18 protein-coding genes and 1 pseudogene are annotated in these 20,302 nt (G+C 53.5%); 13 read left to right on the top strand and 6 right to left on the bottom strand.

All coding sequences use genetic code 11. The annotated features are described in order from the left end of the window. Positions 1-2: 2 nt before the first annotated feature. Both rplT and rpmI read right to left on the bottom strand, forming a co-directional pair. Entirely contained in the window at positions 3-353 is a 351-nt protein-coding gene (rplT, locus tag IGQ15_RS01285) for a 50S ribosomal protein L20 (RefSeq protein ID WP_297047888.1), read from the bottom strand. 41 nt (positions 354-394) lie between these two features. Then, on the bottom strand, positions 395-592 hold the full coding sequence (gene rpmI, locus IGQ15_RS01280; RefSeq protein WP_297047886.1) for a 50S ribosomal protein L35: 198 nt from the start codon (positions 590-592) through the stop codon (positions 395-397). 65 nt (positions 593-657) lie between these two features. Here rpmI and IGQ15_RS01275 point away from each other — a divergent pair, with 65 nt between their 5' ends. The 3 genes from IGQ15_RS01275 to IGQ15_RS01265 are packed head-to-tail and all read left to right on the top strand — an operon-like array spanning position 658 to position 2,584. Continuing rightward, positions 658-1,056 (top strand): hypothetical protein, encoded by a 399-nt coding sequence (locus IGQ15_RS01275; protein WP_297047883.1) that lies wholly within the window; start codon positions 658-660, stop codon positions 1,054-1,056. Then, positions 1,057-1,788 carry a photosystem II S4 domain protein gene (locus IGQ15_RS01270; RefSeq protein WP_297047881.1) on the top strand — a complete coding sequence of 244 codons (732 nt, stop codon included), beginning with the start codon at positions 1,057-1,059 and terminating at the stop codon, positions 1,786-1,788. 4 nt (positions 1,789-1,792) lie between these two features. Further along, positions 1,793-2,584, top strand: coding sequence for a YdcF family protein (locus tag IGQ15_RS01265; protein WP_297047879.1), 792 nt, complete (start codon positions 1,793-1,795; stop codon positions 2,582-2,584). Here the strand turns inward: IGQ15_RS01265 and IGQ15_RS01260 are convergent. Then, positions 2,581-3,468, bottom strand: a complete 888-nt coding sequence (locus tag IGQ15_RS01260; RefSeq protein ID WP_297047877.1) for an alpha/beta hydrolase — start codon at positions 3,466-3,468, stop codon at positions 2,581-2,583. The two genes, IGQ15_RS01265 and IGQ15_RS01260, sit on opposite strands and share 4 nt — an antisense overlap. Before the next feature lie 271 nt (positions 3,469-3,739). On the opposite strand from IGQ15_RS01260, the gene IGQ15_RS01255 reads away from it, so the two are divergent. The 9 genes and pseudogenes from IGQ15_RS01255 (at position 3,740) to IGQ15_RS01215 (ending at position 15,729) form a co-directional block, all read left to right on the top strand. Further along, complete coding sequence (locus IGQ15_RS01255; RefSeq protein WP_297047875.1) at positions 3,740-4,747, top strand: PstS family phosphate ABC transporter substrate-binding protein; 1,008 nt, start codon at positions 3,740-3,742, stop codon at positions 4,745-4,747. A gap of 129 nt (positions 4,748-4,876) precedes the next feature. Then, positions 4,877-5,890 (top strand): phosphate ABC transporter permease subunit PstC, encoded by a 1,014-nt coding sequence (pstC, locus tag IGQ15_RS01250; RefSeq protein ID WP_297047873.1) that lies wholly within the window; start codon positions 4,877-4,879, stop codon positions 5,888-5,890. A 2-nt stretch (positions 5,891-5,892) separates the two neighbouring features. Then, on the top strand, positions 5,893-6,840 hold the full coding sequence (gene pstA / locus IGQ15_RS01245; RefSeq protein ID WP_297047871.1) for a phosphate ABC transporter permease PstA: 948 nt from the start codon (positions 5,893-5,895) through the stop codon (positions 6,838-6,840). Continuing rightward, entirely contained in the window at positions 6,834-7,637 is an 804-nt protein-coding gene (gene pstB / locus IGQ15_RS01240; RefSeq protein WP_297047870.1) for a phosphate ABC transporter ATP-binding protein PstB, read from the top strand. The genes pstA and pstB overlap by 7 nt, the downstream gene beginning before the upstream one ends. Positions 7,638-7,914: 277 nt before the next feature. Continuing rightward, positions 7,915-8,064 (top strand): annotated as a pseudogene (locus IGQ15_RS01235) (polysaccharide deacetylase family protein); the annotation flags it as partial. A gap of 60 nt (positions 8,065-8,124) precedes the next feature. Next, positions 8,125-8,271, top strand: coding sequence for a hypothetical protein (locus IGQ15_RS01230; RefSeq protein ID WP_297047866.1), 147 nt, complete (start codon positions 8,125-8,127; stop codon positions 8,269-8,271). Between the two features lie 22 nt (positions 8,272-8,293). Then, positions 8,294-9,262, top strand: a complete 969-nt coding sequence (locus tag IGQ15_RS01225; protein WP_297047864.1) for a cyanophycinase — start codon at positions 8,294-8,296, stop codon at positions 9,260-9,262. 92 nt (positions 9,263-9,354) lie between these two features. Next, positions 9,355-12,045: a cyanophycin synthetase gene (gene cphA, locus IGQ15_RS01220; RefSeq protein ID WP_297047862.1), complete on the top strand. Its 2,691-nt coding sequence runs from the start codon at positions 9,355-9,357 to the stop codon at positions 12,043-12,045. A 42-nt stretch (positions 12,046-12,087) separates the two neighbouring features. Further along, positions 12,088-15,729, top strand: coding sequence for a hydantoinase B/oxoprolinase family protein (locus tag IGQ15_RS01215; RefSeq protein WP_297047860.1), 3,642 nt, complete (start codon positions 12,088-12,090; stop codon positions 15,727-15,729). A gap of 10 nt (positions 15,730-15,739) precedes the next feature. On the opposite strand, the gene IGQ15_RS01210 is transcribed toward IGQ15_RS01215, so the two are convergent. The 3 genes from IGQ15_RS01210 to IGQ15_RS01200 all read right to left on the bottom strand — a co-directional run bounded on the left by IGQ15_RS01210 (position 15,740) and on the right by IGQ15_RS01200 (position 16,974). Next, entirely contained in the window at positions 15,740-16,141 is a 402-nt protein-coding gene (locus IGQ15_RS01210) for an AbrB family transcriptional regulator (protein ID WP_297047858.1), read from the bottom strand. 448 nt (positions 16,142-16,589) lie between these two features. Further along, entirely contained in the window at positions 16,590-16,751 is a 162-nt protein-coding gene (locus IGQ15_RS01205; protein WP_297047855.1) for a hypothetical protein, read from the bottom strand. Continuing rightward, complete coding sequence (locus IGQ15_RS01200) at positions 16,735-16,974, bottom strand: Uma2 family endonuclease (protein ID WP_297047853.1); 240 nt, start codon at positions 16,972-16,974, stop codon at positions 16,735-16,737. The genes IGQ15_RS01205 and IGQ15_RS01200 overlap by 17 nt, the downstream gene beginning before the upstream one ends. A 270-nt stretch (positions 16,975-17,244) precedes the next feature. On the opposite strand from IGQ15_RS01200, the gene IGQ15_RS01195 reads away from it, so the two are divergent. Next, the gene (locus tag IGQ15_RS01195) at positions 17,245-20,253 is read left to right on the top strand and encodes an AAA family ATPase (RefSeq protein WP_297047850.1); all 3,009 of its coding nucleotides are present in this window, start codon (positions 17,245-17,247) and stop codon (positions 20,251-20,253) included. The last annotated feature ends 49 nt before the right edge of the window (positions 20,254-20,302 follow it).

Below are 20,302 nucleotides of genomic sequence, written 5' to 3'. Positions count from 1 at the left end.
TTCTAAACGGTGCGAGCAGTCTGAATGACAGTGGCAAAGGCGTCCGTATCCAACACAGCCAATTGAGCCAGCATCTTGCGATTGAGCTGAATATCGGCTTTTTTCAGGGCGCCCATGAGTTGACTGTAGCTCATGCCGTGCTGACGTGCAGCAGCATTAATCCGCGCAATCCAGAGTCGCCGAAAGTCCCGTTTGCGCCGCCGGCGATCGCGATAGGCATTGCACAGTGCCTTCATGACCACCTGATTGGCGGTGCGGAAAAGCTTAGAGTGCCCGGCACGATAGCCCTTGGCGAGCTTGAGAATTTTTTTACGCCGTTTGCGGGCAACGTTACCCCGTTTGACCCTTGCCATAGTTCAATTTCACCCTTGATCAAAAACTGAAAATTTATCAATTAAGCGTAGGGCAGCATCAGCGATACTCGCTCAAAATCCCGTGGATCGACGAGGGCTTTGTGGGAAAGACGATTCTTGCGATCGCTCCCCTTATGTTCGAGTAAGTGATTTTTGTTGGCCTTGCGGCGGACAAACTTACCACTGCCCGTCCTCCGAAATCGTTTGGCAGCAGCACGACGTGTTTTTAGCTTTGGCATAGCCTTGCCCTATTTTAGACACAGCTTACTAGTGTACTATTTTGAAGAGAGTCTTGGCAAGCTGCATGGAACTGGAGTTCATTCCTGTCGAAGAATTTTATTTTGCCCTTACCTTGGCCATGCGCACCCTCGCAGATTTAGGGGATGCGGCATTTGTGGAGCGGGTGCGATCGCGCTTGCAGGAGCGGTTTGGTCAAGCTTCAACGGTTGCTGCTGGCAAGCAAAACACCTTTAACTATGTCTTTCGCGTCAAGGGGGTGGACAATAGCCCCGCCCCACAGCTTATGCTATCCATCGCCGACTGGCAGGGGAAAATCCGCCTCAGCAGTGACTATGGCTGGACATTGGATGCACAGCGCAAAACAATCCGCACTGAGAAATTTGGCGATCGCCCCCAATTTTGCCAACAGGTGAAAGCCCACTTAGCCCAATGGCTGGAACTGCCGGAATTTCCTGAGGCCTAAATGTTTGATCTAGGGACAGCCCTTGACACAGCCATTAAAACTTGGTCGGTGGTGCATACCCCCTTTTTGTCCCCCGATCAGGCGGTGCAGGCACTCAGCACCCTTGAGCAACGAGCCGATGTTCATGGTCTCGCCTGGGGGGGGTACCCTCAAGCGGAACGCTGTCGGCTGGCGATCGCCCCCACTGAACTTAGTCTTGAGCAGCAACAACCTCCCCTTGCTTTGGTGCGGATAACGGGCAACTTTCTCTTTGATCCCGCCACCTACAGTGATTTTGAGCGAGCGATCGCCAATGCCGGTCTTGATGACGGGGATTATGGGGATGTGATTCTCCTTGGGGAACGGGGGGCACAGGTCATTCTCATCCCTGAAAAAGTCCCTACTTTACAAGAACACTTAAAACAAGTGCGGACCGTAGCGGTGACTGTCGATCTCTGTGACTGGTCAGAACTGGCCGTAGCGCCCCCCCAACGGAAATCCCTCAGTACTGTTGAGGCATCGTTGCGCTTGGATGCTGTGGCCTCAGCCGGGTTTGGCGTTTCCCGCAGTAAAATGAGTGAGTGGATTAGCCAAGGGCTAGTGCGGGTGAATTGGCACATCGTGCAGCAACCTCGGCATCTCCTTAAGGTCAATGACCTCATTGCCATTCGCGGCAAAGGGCGATTGCAGATTCAAGACATTCAAGTTACGAAGAAAGAGCGCTACCGCATCCAGATGGAGCGCATTCGCTAAGACTATGGATCTGCTGCTGTCGAAATTACTGCCGCCATTGCTGTATCCATTGCCCTTAGCCTGTTGGGCATTGATTTTTAGCATTGTTCGCTTTTGGCGTGCCCCCAAACAGGCCGCGATCGCCCTTGTGATTGCCCTGAGCATTTTACTCCTGAGCGGTAATGACTATGTGGCAACGGCTCTCATTGCTTCCCTAGAGCGGCAGTATTTACCCTCTGATCCCATGCCCAAAGCGGCTGCGATCGTTGTTCTCGGTGGGGCTGTTGTCCCGCAAACGGCACCGAGGCCCTGGGTAGAAGTCAGGGAAGCGGGCGATCGCATCCTCTACGGTGCCCACCTCTTTCGCCAAGGCTATGCCCCCTATCTCATCCTCAGTGGTGGTCGCATTGACTGGTTGGGCGAAACCTTTCAGCGGGGGGAGGCGGCAGATATGGCGGAAATTGCCACCACCTGCGGCGTGCCGACGGACAAGATTCTGCTGGACACCACCTCACCGAATACCTATGAAAATGCCCTGAATGTCAAAGCGCTTCTTGAGAAGCATCAAATTCAGGGGGATCTGCTGCTGGTGACATCCGCCTACCACATGCCCCGCTCCGTCGCCATTTTTCGCCGTTTGGGAATGAAGGTCATTCCAGCACCGACGGACTATCGGTACCTCTCGATCGCGCGATCGCCCACGTGGCAAAACCTACTGCTCAGTCTGATCCCCGATCCCTACAACGTGGACATCACCACCATTGCCCTACGGGAATACCAAGGTCTCGTTGTTTATAAACTACGCGGCTGGCTCTAGAGGGCTTGGGCGCGCAGAAACCCTTGACAGGCCTCCACAAAAGTAGGGGTTGACTCATAGGGCAGGACATTGCGCCCCGGAATCACAACTCCCTCAGCATTGGGAAATGTCTTGGTATAGAACTGCAACCGTTCTTCAGGCGATTCAGCCCTACCATCGCGACTGATACTAGAGGCTTGGTTCCCCATCACCACAAGCACTGACTGCTCAGTTTGCCGCATTTTCTGACGATAGTCCCGCCGCCAAAAGCCCGACAGAAATGAATACACCGCATGGCGACTCTCAAGGTCAGCACAACCAGCAGCCAGCATTTTTAGCCACTCATCATCCACATCCTCAAGCTGGGCAAAAAGCTGATTGATTGAAAACTGCCGCAGGAAACTTTCTTGGCGGGCATAGAGATAAAAGCCCCAACCCAACGGGGAATCAAAGAGATTCCAACGCACCTTTTGCCATGTGAGGTCAGTGTTTTCAGACACTAAAGCGGCGGCAGGGGGGCCACTGAGAATCATTGCCCTGACTACTTGGGGATCAAGGTGCACTAGCTCCATTGCCACGGGAAACAATGCCCCTTGGACAACAAGAATCACCACTTGGCGAATCTCAGATGTGATGAAGAAATGTAACTGAGCCGCCCAATCTTCCGGATAGTAGGCCAAATGAGGCAGGGCACTCTGGCCACAGCCCAGCAAGTCAGGGACGTAAAATGAGTAACCTTCCCCTTGAGATTGCCAGTAGGTGACACAGCGATCCCAAAACTGCCCAGAGAGGCCAACCCCCACTGGATGGATAAAAAGAATCGGTGTTTGCCCTTCTTCCGAACTCAAGCGATAGGCGCAGGAAAGACCCTGCCACTGATAAGTTTTAGAGGTCAACGACGGCATTCCTGACACTCCTGACAAATTGCCTGAAAAAACTCTTGTAACGCGATCAACGGCAAACCTGTTACCCCTCTCAACAATATGACTGAACCCTAACATTCGGTAGCAATTTTAACCAAATTTTTCCCTTGTCTTAACCTAATCCCTTGGTTCTGTTGCTTATTCTGGCGGAAGGGAAGCTTGATCGGTTTGCCTTTTTGCAATGTGCGGGCAACCATCACCCCGAAGGTACTTTACTTGCAAAACGTTGTTTACTCCGCTAGGAAACATCACCATGATTACATCTGCAAAAAGCTATGCCCGCCTAGGGGTAGTTGCAGCCGTCGCAGCTTTGTCGGGTAGCCTGATTCCTGCTGCTTTTTCCCAAGGGACACCCACGATTCGCATTGATGGCTCCAGCACCGTTTTCCCCATTACCGAAGCTATCGCTGAAGCCTTCCAAAAAGCCGAAGGGGGAAAAGTTCGTGTAACTGTCGGTGTGTCTGGTACAGGCGGTGGCTTCAAGAAGTTCTGCCGGGGTGAAACGGATATTTCCAATGCGTCTCGCCCAATTTTGGCTAAAGAAATCGCAGATTGTAGAGCCGCTGGCATCACCTTCATCGAGCTACCGGTGGCCTATGACGCCATAACTGTGGTCGTGAATCCCCAAAACAATTGGGCAAGAAATCTAACTGTGGCCGAACTGAAAAATATCTGGGGGCCAGACTCCAAAATCAACAACTGGAGCCAAGTGCGCGAAGGTTTCCCCAACATTCCTCTGAAGCTCTTTGGCCCTGGTGCTGACTCTGGCACCTATGACTACTTCACGGAAGCGATTAACGGTAAAGCCAAAGTGAGCCGCAGAGACTTCACGGCGAGTGAAGATGACAACGTGCTGGTGCAAGGGGTATCTCGCGATCGCGGTGCCCTAGGGTACTTTGGGTTTGCCTACTTCATGGAAAACCGCAATCGGGTCAGAGCTGTCGCCATTGACAACGGCAAAGGCCCTGTCCAACCCTCTGAGCAAAACGTGCTGAATGGGACATACCAGCCCCTCTCCCGTCCCATCTTTATCTATGTCAACGCGAAGTCAGCGCAGCGGCCTGAAGTACGGCGGTTTGTCACCTACTATCTGAACAATGCCCCTGCAACAGTGAAAAAGGTGAAGTACGTAGCTCTGCCCGCCAGGGCCTACCGTACAATTCTGGCTAACTTCAACCGCAACCGTGTGGGTACGGTCTTTGGGGGCAAAGAGGCCATTGGCTTGACGATTAATGAACTGCTGAAAATGCAACCCCAATAGGTTGATATTTTGCTGTAATGATAGGGTGTGAGGTATCAGCCCTCCACCCTTTTTTCCCATTTTGTCAACGTTTGGTCGTTGATGCTGCTATATCAATCTTAAAGCTTTTCTCTCGCTGGAATAATACCCATGCTAGAACAGCCCCTACCCTACTCGACAAAGCTACCCGTTGCTCTGCCATCCCGTCAGGTGAGGGTTTGGCGTGAGCGAATCATTGCGGGCATTCTCTTTTTGGCGGCGATCTCATCGGTCGTGACCACGCTTGTTATTATCTATATCTTGTTTGCTGAAACAGTGATTTTCTTTGAAAAGGTGATGGAGATACATCAAGAGTCTCTTTTTGAGGCCTTGGTGGAATTCTTTACTAGCACCGACTGGTCACCGCTTATTGAGCCTATCAGTATTGGTATCTTGCCCTTGCTCTCTGGGACATTCACGACCTGCTTTGTGGCTAGTTGTGTAGCGATTCCCCTTGGTACGATTGCGGCCATTTATCTCAGTGAGTTCGCACCCGCTAAAGCACGGGAACTTCTTAAGCCGATTCTGGAGATTCTGGCAGGGATTCCCACTGTGGTTTATGGATACTTTGCCCTTTTGGTGGTCACCCCCTTCCTCCAGAAAATCATTCTCGGCGTACAACAGTTTTTCAGCCCCGGCAAGGAACCTTGGGAATACTACGAACTGCCGGGCTTCAACATGCTGGGGGCAGGGATTGTGGTTGGCCTGATGGTGCTACCCTATGTTACTAGCTTGACAGAGGATGCATTGCAGGCAGTTCCCGTTCAACTGCGGGAGGGTTCCTATGCCATGGGGGCGACTCGTTTGCAAACGGCGATCAAGGTCCTGATGCCTGCTGCGGCCTCTGGGATTGTGGCGGCCTATATTTTGGGTCTGTCACGGGCCATTGGGGAAACGATGATTGTGTCGGTGGCAGCTGGATTACAGCCTAAGTTTACCTTTAATCCCTTGGAGGGCGCTTCAACCACAACCGCCTTCATTGTCTCCGTGAGTTTGGGGGACTTGCCCCACGGATCACTGGAGTATCAGTCGATTTTTGCCGCAGGGATCATGCTGTTTTTTGCGACGCTGATCCTGAATGTGGCGGGCTACTTCTTTAGTCGCCGTTATCGTGAGGTGTACTAGCGATGCCTAGCCAACAAAAGATTCTTAATACTCTCCGCAACCCAATCGCGATCGCCGCCTCAATTCAAAATCGCAAGCGTTGGGAACAATTTTTTATCGTCCTAGGGTGGTTTTCTCTCCTTGTTGCCCTATTGACCCTTGTTTTTCTCGTGTCTGACCTCTTCCTACGGGGTCTGCCGATGCTGAACTGGAAATTTTTCACTTCGCCTCCCAGTAGCGATCCAGAGGAGGCAGGAATTCTCACGGCATGGGTCGGCAGTCTGTTGGTGATTTTTGTAACGGCCGTGGTGGCGATTCCCTTGGGTATTGCAGCGGGCATTTACCTCGAAGAATACGCCCCCAAAAACTGGCTACTTGATTTTATCGAGGTCAATATCACGAATCTGGCGGGTGTACCCTCAATTATCTATGGTCTGCTGGCGCTGGGTTTCTTTGTCTATATCCTCAAGTGGGGTGAAAGTATTCTCACAGCAGGGTTCACGCTGGCATTGCTGATTTTACCTGTGGTGATTGTGACCACCCGCGAGTCATTGCGAGCCATTCCCCAAGGGATTCGGGAAGCCGCCTATGCCGTTGGCTCAAGTCGCTGGCAGATGATTGCTGATCATGTGCTGCCCTACTCAATGGGGGGGATCCTCACGGGGATTATTGTTGGTATTTCCCGTGCGATTGGTGAGACAGCGCCCCTAATCACGATTGGTGCTTTGACGTTTATCACGTTCTTGCCTGAGCCACCGATTCAAAGCGAGTTTCCCTACATTTCGTTTAAGTGGATTTGGGCTCCGTTTACAGTGCTGCCGATTCAGATGTTTAACTGGGTCTCCCGTCCCCAAGAGGCCTTTCAAGTGAATGCAGCAGCAGCGGGGATTATTCTGCTGGTGTTGACGCTGGCGGTGAATGGTACGGCTATCTATCTTCGTTATCGTTTTAGGAAGAGCATCAAATGGTAAAGCCTACGGATTCGGTGGTGGCTACCGAGAACGAGCCACTCAAAAAGATGGCACAAGTTCGGAACTTGAACTTTTACTACAGTGGCAAGCTCGCCCTCAAAAATATCAATTTGCCGGTCTATGAGAAGAAAGTAACGGCACTGATTGGACCATCGGGTTGCGGGAAGACAACGTTACTGCGCTCCTTTAACCGCATGCATGATCTCTACCCTGGCAACCGCTATGAAGGGGAAATCTGGCTGGGGGATGAAAACCCCCGTAACCTCTTGCAGATGGATCCCATTGAGGTGCGGATGCAGATTGGCATGGTGTTCCAAAAGCCCAACCCCTTCCCGAAGTCGATTTACGAAAACATTGCCTATGGGTTGCGGGTGCGCGGCATTAATAACCGTGCCATTCTTGATGAGGTAGTGGAGCGATCGCTCCGTAGTGCAGCACTGTGGGATGAGGTCAAAGACCGCCTCAAAGAACCGGGAACGGCTCTGTCGGGGGGTCAGCAACAGCGCCTGTGTATTGCCCGTGCCCTTGCCACGGATCCGGCGATTATTCTCTTTGACGAGCCAACATCGGCATTGGATCCTATTGCCACGGTGAGCATTGAGAACCTGATTGTGGAACTGAAGGATCAAGTGACCATTCTAATTGTGACCCACAACATGCAGCAGGCGATTCGTATTTCCCAGTTCACAGCCTTTATGTATTTGGGCGAAATCGTTGAGTACAACGACACCATGTCCATCTTCACGAAGCCTGTAGAACAGAAGACCGCCGATTACGTCAGTGGTCGCTTTGGTTGATTGCTACTTCAAGTCCGCTTGAGAATGTGGTCTAAGGGGTAAGGTGTGGCTGTGAATCATCGCTACCGTAGGGCTAATAGTTATTTGTTTTAGCTCTAGGAGCGCAGTTAGGGTGGGATCGCTGAAGTCAACGGTCAGGGAGATTCCACCTCAGGCGATCGCCTGTGAATTAGTGCTCCGCCTTGCTCCGTAGGCCAGCTATGTGCGTGTTGCTCACTCCGCTGAAGGCTGGACAATTCTCCTAGAGGCAGAGCAAATTCCCGATCAACGCATCTGCGATGATGGCCCTGATCCGACCTACACGCCCCAAGTTCTCGACATGCTTGCTCAAGAAAAGGTCAAAGGGACATTTTTTGCCATTGCTAGAGCCGTTGCAGCGCGTCCAGAATGCACCAACTACAATGTCTGGTGTACCTACGATCGCTAGATTCATTGGTTCTCACTTGAAGCAGGGGAATACCAACCACTTGCTGCCGATGCTCAGGAGATGATTCGCAGTCGCCAATTCCTCGGCCTTTGGCTCGCCCCTGAGGCATTACTCGCCCATGATCTGGGTAGTGTCTTGCGAGTGCTCCAACAGGGAATTGCCGCCCCCGAACATCAAGCGTTTGTGCAAATCTTGACCAAAACTTAAAAAATTTCCCTAATCTGGCATTATGCTGTATAGAATCCCCGTGTCAATAGGGGGGTATTGGCATCGCCCTTGCCAAATGCATCGATTCTGTCTGCCGATTGAACGTTTCATTCACCGTAGCCCTATGTTGCAGTTAGACCCCATTTCCAAAACGACCAATCAACATTCTGGTCACAAAGGTTTAGTGATGGCGATCGGGGGAGCGGAAGACAAAGTACGTGGGCGACAAATTCTCACCACCTTCTGCCAACGTGCTGGCGGCGTGGATGCCGTCATTGGCGTCATTCCCTCTGCTTCCCGTGAACCCGATGCCATGGGGCGGCTCTACCACGATATTTTCCGCGAAATTGGCGTGCGCGAAGTGGACGTTCTGTTGGTGGGCGATCGCGCCGATGCCGAACAGGAAGAGATGCTAGCTCGCTTGAGTCGCTGTACTGGCATTTTTATGTCCGGGGGCGATCAACTGCGTTTGTCGGCGCTGCTGGATGAAACCCCTCTCCTATACCAATTGCGCCATCAAGTCTGGGAAGGCACATCAATTCTTGGGGGGACAAGTGCCGGTGCTGCTGTCATGGGTGAGTGCATGATTGCCAGTGGGGGCAGCAATGAAGCCCCAAACCGCTCCCTAGTAGATTTGGCCACAGGCTTGGGTATTCTTCCCGATGTTTTAGTGGATCAGCACTTCCACAATCGCAATCGCCTCGCGCGCCTGATCAGCGCCATTTCTGCTCACCCAGACAAGCTAGGGGTCGGCATTGATGAAGATACCTGTGCCATGTTTGAAGCCGATGGCATGCTGCGGGTTCTTGGTCGTGGCTCTGTCACCATTGTTGATCCTCGGGATGTCAGCTACACGAACTATGCCCACGTGGATGTTAACGAACCCTTGAGTATCTACAACTTGCGCTTACATATCCTCAGCGATGGTGACTGCTACAACCTCCGCACCCATCAGGTACAGCACAAATGTATTTTGCCTCCCCTAAATTAAGTTTTCAGGAAAGTGTTGCTTAAGATACAGTTTATTGCGTCACTCACCTCAAAACTAAAAATGGTAAGTTGTCCTTAAAAAGCCACTCTTCTATGAAGATTCTCAAATTGCAAACGCTGCGGGGTCCCAATTACTGGAGCATTCGGCGTCATAAGCTGATTGTCATGCGTTTAGATCTAGAAGAGGTGGCTAACACCCCCTCCAATCAGATTCCCGGCTTTGTGGATGGGTTGGTGCGGGTTTTACCCAGTCTCTACAATCATTTCTGTTCCCTTGGCCACGAAGGGGGCTTTCTCACTCGCCTTCGCGAAGGCACCTACCTTGGTCATGTGGTTGAGCATATCGCCCTCGAACTGCAAGAACTAGCAGGCATGCCCGTTGGTTTTGGCCGCACCCGCGAGACCTCAACGCCGGGGGTGTATCAAGTGGTCTATGAATACCAAGTGGAAGAAGCCGGTCGCTATGCCGGCCGCGCAGCGGTACGACTGTGCCAGAGCATTATTGATACGGGCACCTATCCCCAGCGCGAGCTAGATCAGGATCTCGCCGATCTCCGCGAGTTGAAAGCCAAAGCCTCCCTAGGCCCGAGTACGGAAGCGATTGTCCGCGAGGCAGAAGCCCGTAATATTCCCTGGTTTGAGTTGAGCAGTCGCTCAATTATTCAATTGGGTTATGGTGCCCGCAGTCATCGCATGCAGGCCACCTTGAGTGATCGCAGTGGCATCCTAGCCGTTGAGCTGGCAGGGGACAAAGAAGGGGCAAAGCGACTCCTTCAGGATGCGGGCATTCCCGTACCCAAGGGAACTGTTGTCCGCTACATTGAAGACCTCCCCGAAGCCATTGAGGACATCGGTGGCTACCCGATTGTCATTAAGCCCCTTAACGGCAACCACGGTCGGGGGATTACGATTGACATCAATAGTTTAGAAGAAGCTGAAGAAGCCTTTGAAATTGCCAGCAGTGTCTCCAAATCAGTGATTGTGGAACGCTACCATGCGGGTCGCGACTTTCGGGTTCTAGTGGTCAATGGCAAAGTGGTCGCTGTTGCTGAACGGGTACCCGCCCATGTCATTGGCGATGGCCGCTCCACTATCGAAGAACTCATTGAGAAAACCAACCAAGACCCGCAGCGGGGGGAGGGTCACGATAATATCCTCACCCGCATTGAGGTGAATCACGACACTTGGACACTCTTGGAAAAACAGGGCTATACCCTAAATACGGTCTTGCAACCGGGGGAAATTTGTTATCTACGCGCCACGGCGAACCTGAGCACCGGCGGCATTGCCGTTGATCGCACCGATGAAATTCATCCCGAAAATGTTTGGATTTGCCAGCGGGCAGCTCGGATCATTGGCCTCGATATCGCAGGGATTGACGTTGTCAGCCCCGATATTAGCCAGCCCCTGTCTAAAGTTGGCGGTGTGATTGTCGAGGTCAATGCTGCTCCCGGCTTTCGCATGCACACGAACCCCAGCCAAGGGATTGCCCGCAATGTCGCCGAACCGGTGTTGAATATGCTCTTTCCACCGGGAACGCCTTGCCGCATCCCGATCTTTGCGATTACGGGCACGAATGGTAAAACCACCACCACCCGCCTCATTGCCCATATCTGCAAACAAACGGGGCAAACCGTTGGCTACACCACCACAGACGGCATCTACATAGGTGACTATCTGGTGGAAAAAGGGGATACCACGGGGCCTCAAAGTGCCCAACTGATCCTGCAAGACCCCACGGTTGAAATTGCTGTCCTAGAAACGGCGCGCGGTGGTATTCTCCGCTCCGGCTTGGGCTTTGACCACTGTGATGTCGGGGTGGTGCTCAATGTACAGGCTGACCACCTCGGCCTTGGCGATATTGACACCGTTGAACAGTTGGCGGACTTGAAGGCAGTGGTGGTGGAATCCGCTTGGCCGAATGGCTATGCTGTCTTGAATGCCGATGACCCCCTAGTGGCGGGAATGGCGCGCCAAGTCAAAGCCCAAGTGGCCTATTTCTCGATGAATCCCCACAATCCGATTATTCGACAGCACATTCAGCAGGGGGGCCTCGCCGCCGTTTATGAGAATGGCTATCTCTCAATTTTGAAAGGGGACTGGACGCTACGGATTGAGCAGGCAGAAAATGTGCCCATTACCTTGGGCGGTCGAGCTAGCTTTATGATTGCCAATGCCCTCGCTGCCAGTCTAGCCGCCTTTGCCCAAGGCATCAGTATTGAGCATATTCGCGCCGCCTTGACCACCTTCCGAACCTCGGTGGAACAAACCCCCGGACGGATGAACCTCTTTGATTTGGGGCAATTTAGTGTCTTAGTGGACTACGCCCACAATCCAGCAGGGTATGAGGCTATTGGTGAATTTGTCCAAAAATGGCCGGGGCAGCGCATTGGTGTCGTTGGCGGACCGGGCGATCGCCGTGATCAAGACTTAGAACAACTGGGTGAACTCTCGGCGAAAATCTTTGATTGGATCATCATTAAAGAAGATGATGATACTCGGGGCCGACCTCGCGGCGACGCTGCCCATTGGATTGAACGGGGCGTACATCACCACAGTGTCCAACGGCAATACGACATCATCCATGACGAGGTGGCGGCCATTCAATTTGCCCTTGATCGCGCTCCCCAAGGCTCCCTAGTGGTGATTTTTCCAGCGGAAGTCAGCCGTACCATTCAACTGATTCACCAGCATCATCAACGGCTCCAAGGGGAAACGGCTAATGGCTTTCACGGTCAGGGAATTCCCACCAGTGGTGATCTCAACCCCTCTATCTCCCATTAAGCAGGTGCTCGACTACTGGCAACGCTGATAGCATCATCCTCAATGAGCAGTGGGAGCCAAGGTCAATGGCAATTTTGGATCGATCGCGGGGGCACATTTACGGATATTGTTGCCCGCCGTCCCGATGGTCAAATAGTGGTGCACAAGCTGCTCTCAGAGAATCCAGAGCAGTATCGTGATGCGGCAGTAGCGGGAATTCGTACCCTCATGGGGCTAGCACCCAATGCCCCCATTCCCAGTGCAGCCGTTGAAATTGTGAAACTAGGGACAACGGTAGCCACCAATGCCCTTTTGGAACGCAAAGGTGAGCCAACGGTGCTCCTGATTACCCATGGCTTTGGGGATGCTCTGGCCATTGGCTACCAAAACCGTCTGGATCTGTTTGCCTTAGGGATTCAGCAACCGCCGCCCCTCTACAGCCATGTCATTGAAGTTAAAGAACGGGTGAGTGCCCAAGGGGAAATTCTCATCCCCCTTGATTTAGAAGCCCTGAAGCCACAATTGGCAGCGGTGTATGACCAAGGCATCCGCAGTTGCGCCATTGTGTTCGTGCATGGCTACCGCTACCCTGACCATGAACAACAGGTGGCAGCCTTGGCAAAGGAGATGGGTTTTAGCCAAGTGTCGGTGTCCCACGAGGTGAGTGGCCTGATCAAGCTGGTGAGCCGGGGCGATACGACCGTTGTGGATGCCTATTTATCGCCAGTGCTGCATCGCTATCTACAGGGGGTGCAGGGGGAACTGGGGGAGATTCCCCTCTACTGTATGCAGTCCAATGGCGGTGTGGTGGCGGCCGACTGCTTTCGCGGTAAGGATAGTCTGCTTTCAGGCCCCGCCGGGGGGATGGTGGGGGTGGTGCGCACTGCTTTAGCCGCAGGGATTGAGCGGCTGATTGGTTTAGATATGGGGGGCACCTCCACGGATGTCTGCCACTATCGTCACAATCCTGAGGCCCCTTGGCCAGAGTATGAGCGGTGGCAAGAAACAACGATTGCCGGTGTGCGGTTGCGATCGCCCCTCCTAGCCGTGCATACGGTCGCTGCCGGCGGCGGCTCCATTTTGCGATTTGATAAGGGGTGCTACCAAGTGGGGCCAGACTCTGCAGGCGCTAATCCCGGACCTGCCGCCTATCGTCGTGGCGGACCTCTCACGGTGACCGATGCCAATATCCTCTTGGGGAAAATTCAGCCCGCCTATTTCCCTGCTGTTTTTGGCGCCAATGGTCAACAGCCCTTGGATCGCGAGACAGTGGAACGGCAATTTGCTCGACTGCGCCAAGAGATCTACGAGCGCACCGGGGATGCCCGCAGTGTTGCCGATGTGGCTGCTGGCTTCATTGAAGTGGCCGTAAATACAATGGCACAGGCAATTAAGAAAATTTCCCTAGAGCAGGGGCACGATGTGCGCGATTATACCCTCTGCTGTTTTGGCGGTGCTGGCGGCCAACACGCCTGTTTGATTGCCGAGGTGTTGGGCATGCCCCAGGTGTATCTCCATCCCTATGCGGGAGTGCTCTCGGCCTACGGCATTGGTCAGGCGGAGCTGCGGGTCCTCAAGGAGCAAACGATTGAACAACCTCTAACCCCCGCTGTTCTGGCGGAGCTGCAAGGCCAAATTGAACAGCTAAAAGAGCAAGCGATGGCTGAACTTGTTGCCCAAGGGGTCGATCGTCCGCAGATTCAAAGTCAAGTGCGCATTGGCTTAGGTTATGTGGGGACAGATACGGTCCTCTGGGTGCCCTGGGCAGATTTGGAAAGGATGGCAGCAGCATTTGCCCAAGCCCATCGCGATCGCTATGGGTTTAACGTGCGGGGGCGATCGCTCCGCATCGGTCAAATTGCGGTTGAAGCCGTTGCTGTTCAATCAGTTCCAGCGGTCACGATGCCCCATGCCGCCACAGAACTCACGCCCCTTGCCCATGTCTCGGTTTATAGCAAAGGCCAATGGCACAAAGCACCGGTCTATGAGCGAGATCGCCTTCCTGCCCATCAGGTCATTGAAGGGGTGGCCTTGATCTTAGATGCTACGGGCACCAATGTGGTTGAGGCGGGCTGGCAGGCAGAGGTGGATGATCAAGGGGGGCTGTGGCTGCATCCCCTTCAGGAATCGCCGGCACCATCAAAGCAGCTGGCCGCCACCGTTGCCGATCCAGTGCAGCTTGCGATTTTTCAGCAGTTATTTCGCGCCATTGCTGAGCAGATGGGGGTAACGCTCCAGCAGACCAGTGCCTCGGTCAATATTAAGGAACGGTTGGATTTTTCCTGTGCTCTGTTTGATGCCGCCGGCAACCTAGTGGCCAATGCCCCCCATATCCCGGTTCATTTGGGGTCAATGAGCGAAAGTGTCAAGGCACTGCTGGCCGAGAAAGGTCACACCCTCCGAGCGGGGCAAGTTTTTGCCACGAATAACCCCTATCGTGGTGGCACCCACCTGCCGGATATTACTGTGATTACCCCCGTGTTTCTCAAGGGGGAAGCGCAACCCGCCTTCTTTGTTGCCTCACGGGGGCACCATGCTGACATTGGGGGGATAAGTCCCGGATCAATGCCGGCCCATAGTACGGATGTCCGTCAAGAGGGAATCCTCTTCGATAATGTGCTGCTGGTGGATGGGGGGGAGTTTCAAGAGGCGGCCATTTACCAACTGTTGACCCAAGCCCCTTGGCCGGCTCGCTATCCTGAGCAGAATCTGGCGGATCTGCAAGCCCAAATAGCCGCCAATCAGCGGGGGGTACAAGAACTGATCACGCTGTGCGATCGCTATGGTCGCGAGGTTGTTGCTGCCTACATGGAATTTAGCCAAGCCAATGCCGCTGAGTGTGTGCGCCAATGCCTGCGATCGCTCCACGGGGGTCGCTTTTGCGTGGCGATGGACAACGGCAGCCAAATTCAGGTGCAAATCACCATTGATAGCAACAAAGGCACCGCCTGCCTCGACTTTGAGGGCACCTCCCAGCAAACCAATGACAATTTTAATGCTCCCCTTGCCATTACCAAGGCGGCTGTGCTGTACGTCTTCCGAACCCTCGTGCAAGAGGACATTCCCCTGAATGCGGGCTGTTTGCGTCCCATTGAACTGCGGGTGCCGGAAGGCTCACTGTTGAACCCCCGGTTTCCGGCGGCGGTTGTTGCTGGCAATGTCGAAACCTCGCAAACCCTCACCAATGCCCTCTACGGTGCCCTCGGCATTATGGCGGCGGCTCAGGGAACGATGAACAACCTTAGCTTTGGCAGCGATCGCTATCAATACTACGAAACCATCTGTGGCGGCGCTGGGGCAGGAGCCACCTTTGCCGGAGCCAGTACCGTCCAAACCCACATGACCAACTCTCGGCTCACTGATGTCGAAGTGCTCGAAAACCGCTACCCTGTGATTGTTTGGCAGTTTTGCCGTCGCCGGGGCAGCGGGGGCAAGGGACGGCAACCGGGGGGAGATGGGGCAATTCGTGTCCTTGAGTTTCGGGAACCCATGACCGTCAGCCTCCTCAGCCAGTCGCGGAAAATCCCTCCTTTTGGCCTTGCGGGTGGTGAGTGCGGTGCAGTTGGTGAAAATCAATGGCTGAAACTCGGCCAAATCCCCCATCCCTTAGCAGGAACCGCCACAATCAATGTCCAAGCGGGCGATCGCCTGCGCATTTGTACCCCTGGTGGTGGTGGCTTTGGGGTACCTCATCTCTCAGATTAGAGATATCAAATTAATCTTCATCGTCGGTGGGTTGACCGTTGCTGCTCACTTGTTTGAGGTGAATGTGCTTACGGCCAAGGGTAATTTCAAATTCATCCCCCGGCTTGAGATTCATTTGCTTGGTATAGGCTGAACCAATGAGCAAATTGCCATTGGCTTGTACCTTAATTCGATAACTCGCACTGCGACCGCCTCGGCTGCCACCACGTCCTGACTTAGTATCAAGATTCATACCCAAGGCTTCAAGAAGCGCCTTGTTAAACTTCAGTTTGCTGATGCGCTCCTTACCACTTTGGGTGACGGTGTAGTAGCCACAGGCTTTTGCTTTTTCCTCGTGGCTGAGATGTTGCAATTGTTTGTACTTCTCTAATAAAGCAGCACCTGTCAAGGGTTCTACTTGTTTGCGTCCCATTTTAACCTACCTTTTCAAGGATCAAATACTGTCTATTCATTGGCGATTCAATCAAAGAGTACCAAAGCCTGACAGCGAACTCGTAATGAATGAGTGTCTATCTTTAGCAAACCATAATTTTTTTCAGAATTCAAGTTGCGATCGTCCTTGAGTCAGGATTTTAGATTTCCTTTAGACAAGTTACATTGACCCCCCTTTTCACAGGGACGGAAATGGAAGAGGTTTCTATCAGTGTTTATGCATCCCCTATTTAAGACAAGGGCGGGAGATGCTCCATCCTTCAAAAAATGACTCTTATCAGACTTACGGCGCTTTTGGCAAGAATTGAATATGCTCACAACAGTCGCTTCAGTGTGAGGTGGAAAAGCTCAAGAGTGCCCAACCCTAGCTGACCTGATGATCATTTATTTGGGAAAATAGAAGCAAGCTCAAGCACTTGTTCGGAGAACTACGGCAATTGCACAACGCCATTGGTTGGACTAATTTTTTTGCTGAGGCAGCCAAACTGCCCCGGTGTAATTTCAGCAGGTTCGCTATAGACTTCCAGCGTGCAATCGCTGACATTGAACAGCCAGTAATGGGGAATCTTGGCTTCAACATGCTTCAACATAAAGAGAGAGTTTCACTGGGCGATCGTACTCTAGGGATGAATCCGCCACTGCTATTACAAGGAGCGTGTCCGCAGGCGTGGGATGGGCTGAGGCATAGTCATCTTCTCGAGTTTTGACGATCGCCACATCGGGTTCTGGCTCACCATCAAAGGCAATAGTAAGAGGCGACTGGCACTGAAGCGTGGGGCGATCGCCCACAATCTTCGGTAAAGTTCGCAACAATCACCGCCGACAGCTTTCGTGCGCTGTTCCCTTGGCCGCCATTCGCACCAGTTCCCTGCGACGGAGCTCAATGTGGTCATCTTCCCTCAGAAACCCAAGTTCCAGTAAGCGGTGATAGTCCTGTACCGCAAAATCGCACTGGTTGGGGGGTTAGAGTGGGTTGGCAAGTGGTCGTGATCCTGATCTTCATTTTAGGCAGAGGCTCACGAGTGGCGTATTCTTCGCTAGAGAATGCCCTAAACTGTGGAAACATCAAGGGTGTGGTGCCCTATGATTCCACGTCAACTGGTATTGCGCAATTTCCTCAGCTATCGCCAAGCCACTCTTCCCTTTGCGGGGTTACATCTGGCCTGTATTTGTGGTGCCAATGGGGCGGGCAAGTCCTCGCTCCTTGAGGCGATCGCTTGGGCACTATGGGGGCAAAGCCGCGCTAGCCGTGAGGATGATGTCATCTACTACGGCGAAATGGAAGCCCAAGTGACCTTTGAGTTCAGCGTTCAGGGGCAGACCTATCGGGTGGTGCGGTTGCGGCGCCGCGAGCAACATACGGTTTTGGAGCTACAGATTCAAACAGGGGCGGGCTACACCTCGCTAACGGGGCGATCGCTACGAGCGACACAGGAAAAAATCATTCAAATTCTTCGCCTTGACTACGCCACGTTCGTCAACAGTGCCTATCTACGCCAAGGCCGTGCCGATGAATTTATGGCCAAACGCCCCAGTGAGCGCAAGCAACTCTTAGCGACCCTTTTAGGCTTAGATCAGTACGAGACCCTCGCGGAAGCGGCTCGCGATCGCGCCCGTGACTACAAAGCCCAGATCAGCGTTCTGGAACAACGTCTCCAGGCCCTAGGGAAGCAACTCGCCCAAGAGCCCCACCTACGCGCCCAACAGGCAGCGGTGAGCCAGCAGATTCAACACCAGCGGCAGCAAATCGAGCAGTGTCAACAACGGCTCCAAGAGCAACAGGCGGCCTACCACGTCCATCAACTGCAACAGCGGGACTATGAACACCTACAACAGCAGCGAGACACCCTAGGGACAACGATCGCCCATCTGGAGCAGCAGTGCCAGACACTCCGCCAAGAAGAAGCCGCCATTGCAGCTCTAGAAGCCCGTGCCCCCCTCTTGGAAGCCGCCCTTAGCCAATGGCAGCGCCTGAAAACCACTGAAGCACAATTGCAGCAGTGTTTTGCTGACTATCAACGGCTGCGCCAAGAGCGCGATCGCCACCAGCAGAACCTCAACCAACAGCGCCAAGACCTTCTGCGCACCCTGCATGGATTGGAGAGCCAGCAGCAATTCCTTTTGGAACAATGCCAGCAGTTGGAAAAGCTCCTCAAGCAAGAAAATCAGATTGTCGCTGCCCTTGAACAGTTACAGCGATCGCGCGCTCAGCTACAGGCACAGGAAGAGCTTCAGCAGAAAGTTTTTCCCCTCCTGCAAGCCAAACAGCGCCTCGAACTGGAACGGCAACAGCAGGAGCAACGTCTCCGCAGCCGGCGCGATGAATTGCAGCAGTTGTGGCGGCATCTCCATCAACAGGTGGAACGGCAACCCGCTCTCCAAGAAGCAGTGACACTGATTACCGCCCAGATTGAAACCCTTGAAAAACAGCGCATCTATCAAGACCATGTGCGGGAAAAGGGACTAGAGCGCCGCCGCTTCCTAGAGCAACTGCAAGCCCGCCAGCGGGAGTATGAGCGGCAAATTAATCAACTGGAGCAGCGCTTAGAACTGCTGAATCAGCCGGGAGCGATTTGCCCCCTGTGTCAACGTCCCCTCGATGCCCAGCACCATGAGGCTGTTCTGCGCCGCAATGCCGCTGAAAAGGAAGAACTCCTGAATCAGGTGTGGGTGATTCGCGAGCAACTGGCAGTCACCGAGCGAGAAATTCAAGTCCTGCGGCGGGAATATCTAACGGTGGGCTATGAAATCTCGCAACTGACGCAACTTTTTGAGCAGCGGGGACAACTTCAGCAACAACTCCAAAGCACCCAAGATTTAGAACCCCAACTGGATCGCTTGGCCGGGGAAATCCAGCAGATTGAGGGACAGCTGAGGAACGGCCCTCAGGAGACCCTTGGGGAGCTGCAAGCAATTGAGGCCGAACTGGCACGCCTGAACTATGACGAGAAAAATCTGGCGATCGCCCGCGGGCAAGTGGAAAAATGGCGTTGGGCCGAAGCTAAGGAACAGGAACTCCGCCAAGCCCAGCGGCAATACCGCCAAATTCAGCAACAACTGCCTACCCTAGTGGCACAACAGGAAGAACTGCAACGCCAACTCAATGCCCTCGAAACCCTCTCCCCTTTGGCACAAACGCTGGCCACCCTTGATCAGCAGTTGGCGGCCTTAGCCTACGATCCTGAGCAGCATGCCCAAATTCAAGCACAACTAGCTGCACTAGAACCGGACTATGAGGCCTATCAGACCCTGCAACGGGGGCGATCGCGCCAACCCCAACTCCGCCAAGACCTCCAGCACCTAGAGGAAACACTTCAGCAACAACAGGGGCAACTGCAACGCATTACCGATGAACTCGCCACCCTTGAGGACACTGCTCGCGCTGCCAGCCGCCTTGCCGCCGAGCTGAACCAACGTCAACAGGAACTCCTAAGACAGCAGCAGACCCTTGAGGCCAACCTAGCCCAGCATGGCAAACTCACCGCTGAATTAGAGCAACTCCATCGCCTCGCCCAGGAATACGAACAGGGACAGCAAACCCTTACCCACCTCCGCCACCAATATCGCCTCTACTGCGAGCTAGCCCAAGCCCTCGGCAACAATGGCATTCCCGCCATGCTCATCGAAACGGTCTTGCCCCATCTAGAGGCAGAAACCAACCATATCCTTGGTCGCCTCAGCAACCATCAACTCCATGTGCAGTTCATTACCCAGCGCCGCCGCCGCAGTGGAGCTGACACCAAGCCCATTGAAACCCTCGATATTCTCATTGCCGATTGCCAAGGCACCCGTCCCTACGAAAGTTATTCGGGGGGTGAAGCCTTTCGGATCAATTTTGCGTTGCGCTTAGCCTTGGCGCGACTGTTGGCACAGCGATCGGGGAGTGATGTCCAGTTTCTGATTATTGATGAGGGATTCGGCACCCAAGATGCCCAGGGCTGTGAACAGCTGATTGCCGCCTTGAACGCGATCGCCCCGGAATTTCACTGCATTTTGGCCATTACCCACGTCCCTGCCCTCAAGGAAGCCTTTCAAACTCGCATTGAAGTCACTAAAACAGGGGGGGCCTCCCAACTCAGCATCATTACCTAGGACAAGCGTGGCAGTTTTCGGCACAATATCGGCAAAATAGTAAGGTGAG

Origin of the sequence: Thermosynechococcus sp. M98_K2018_005, assembly GCF_015295825.1 — a bacterium.
In the GTDB taxonomy this organism is placed as follows: domain Bacteria; phylum Cyanobacteriota; class Cyanobacteriia; order Thermosynechococcales; family Thermosynechococcaceae; genus Thermosynechococcus.
Note: the sequence above shows the minus strand (reverse complement) of the source record. Positions and strands in the feature narration are given on the sequence as shown.

Coding starts and splice junctions, on each gene's coding strand:
- rplT (WP_297047888.1), bottom strand. CDS start 353: ATGGCAAGGGTCAAACGGGGTAACGTTGCCCGCAAACGGCGTAAAAAA.
- rpmI (WP_297047886.1), bottom strand. CDS start 592: ATGCCAAAGCTAAAAACACGTCGTGCTGCTGCCAAACGATTTCGGAGG.
- IGQ15_RS01275 (WP_297047883.1), top strand. CDS start 658: ATGGAACTGGAGTTCATTCCTGTCGAAGAATTTTATTTTGCCCTTACC.
- IGQ15_RS01270 (WP_297047881.1), top strand. CDS start 1,057: ATGTTTGATCTAGGGACAGCCCTTGACACAGCCATTAAAACTTGGTCG.
- IGQ15_RS01265 (WP_297047879.1), top strand. CDS start 1,793: ATGGATCTGCTGCTGTCGAAATTACTGCCGCCATTGCTGTATCCATTG.
- IGQ15_RS01260 (WP_297047877.1), bottom strand. CDS start 3,468: ATGCCGTCGTTGACCTCTAAAACTTATCAGTGGCAGGGTCTTTCCTGC.
- IGQ15_RS01255 (WP_297047875.1), top strand. CDS start 3,740: ATGATTACATCTGCAAAAAGCTATGCCCGCCTAGGGGTAGTTGCAGCC.
- pstC (WP_297047873.1), top strand. CDS start 4,877: ATGCTAGAACAGCCCCTACCCTACTCGACAAAGCTACCCGTTGCTCTG.
- pstA (WP_297047871.1), top strand. CDS start 5,893: ATGCCTAGCCAACAAAAGATTCTTAATACTCTCCGCAACCCAATCGCG.
- pstB (WP_297047870.1), top strand. CDS start 6,834: ATGGTAAAGCCTACGGATTCGGTGGTGGCTACCGAGAACGAGCCACTC.
- IGQ15_RS01230 (WP_297047866.1), top strand. CDS start 8,125: ATGATTCGCAGTCGCCAATTCCTCGGCCTTTGGCTCGCCCCTGAGGCA.
- IGQ15_RS01225 (WP_297047864.1), top strand. CDS start 8,294: ATGCTGTATAGAATCCCCGTGTCAATAGGGGGGTATTGGCATCGCCCT.
- cphA (WP_297047862.1), top strand. CDS start 9,355: ATGAAGATTCTCAAATTGCAAACGCTGCGGGGTCCCAATTACTGGAGC.
- IGQ15_RS01215 (WP_297047860.1), top strand. CDS start 12,088: ATGAGCAGTGGGAGCCAAGGTCAATGGCAATTTTGGATCGATCGCGGG.
- IGQ15_RS01210 (WP_297047858.1), bottom strand. CDS start 16,141: ATGGGACGCAAACAAGTAGAACCCTTGACAGGTGCTGCTTTATTAGAG.
- IGQ15_RS01205 (WP_297047855.1), bottom strand. CDS start 16,751: ATGTTGAAGCATGTTGAAGCCAAGATTCCCCATTACTGGCTGTTCAAT.
- IGQ15_RS01195 (WP_297047850.1), top strand. CDS start 17,245: ATGATTCCACGTCAACTGGTATTGCGCAATTTCCTCAGCTATCGCCAA.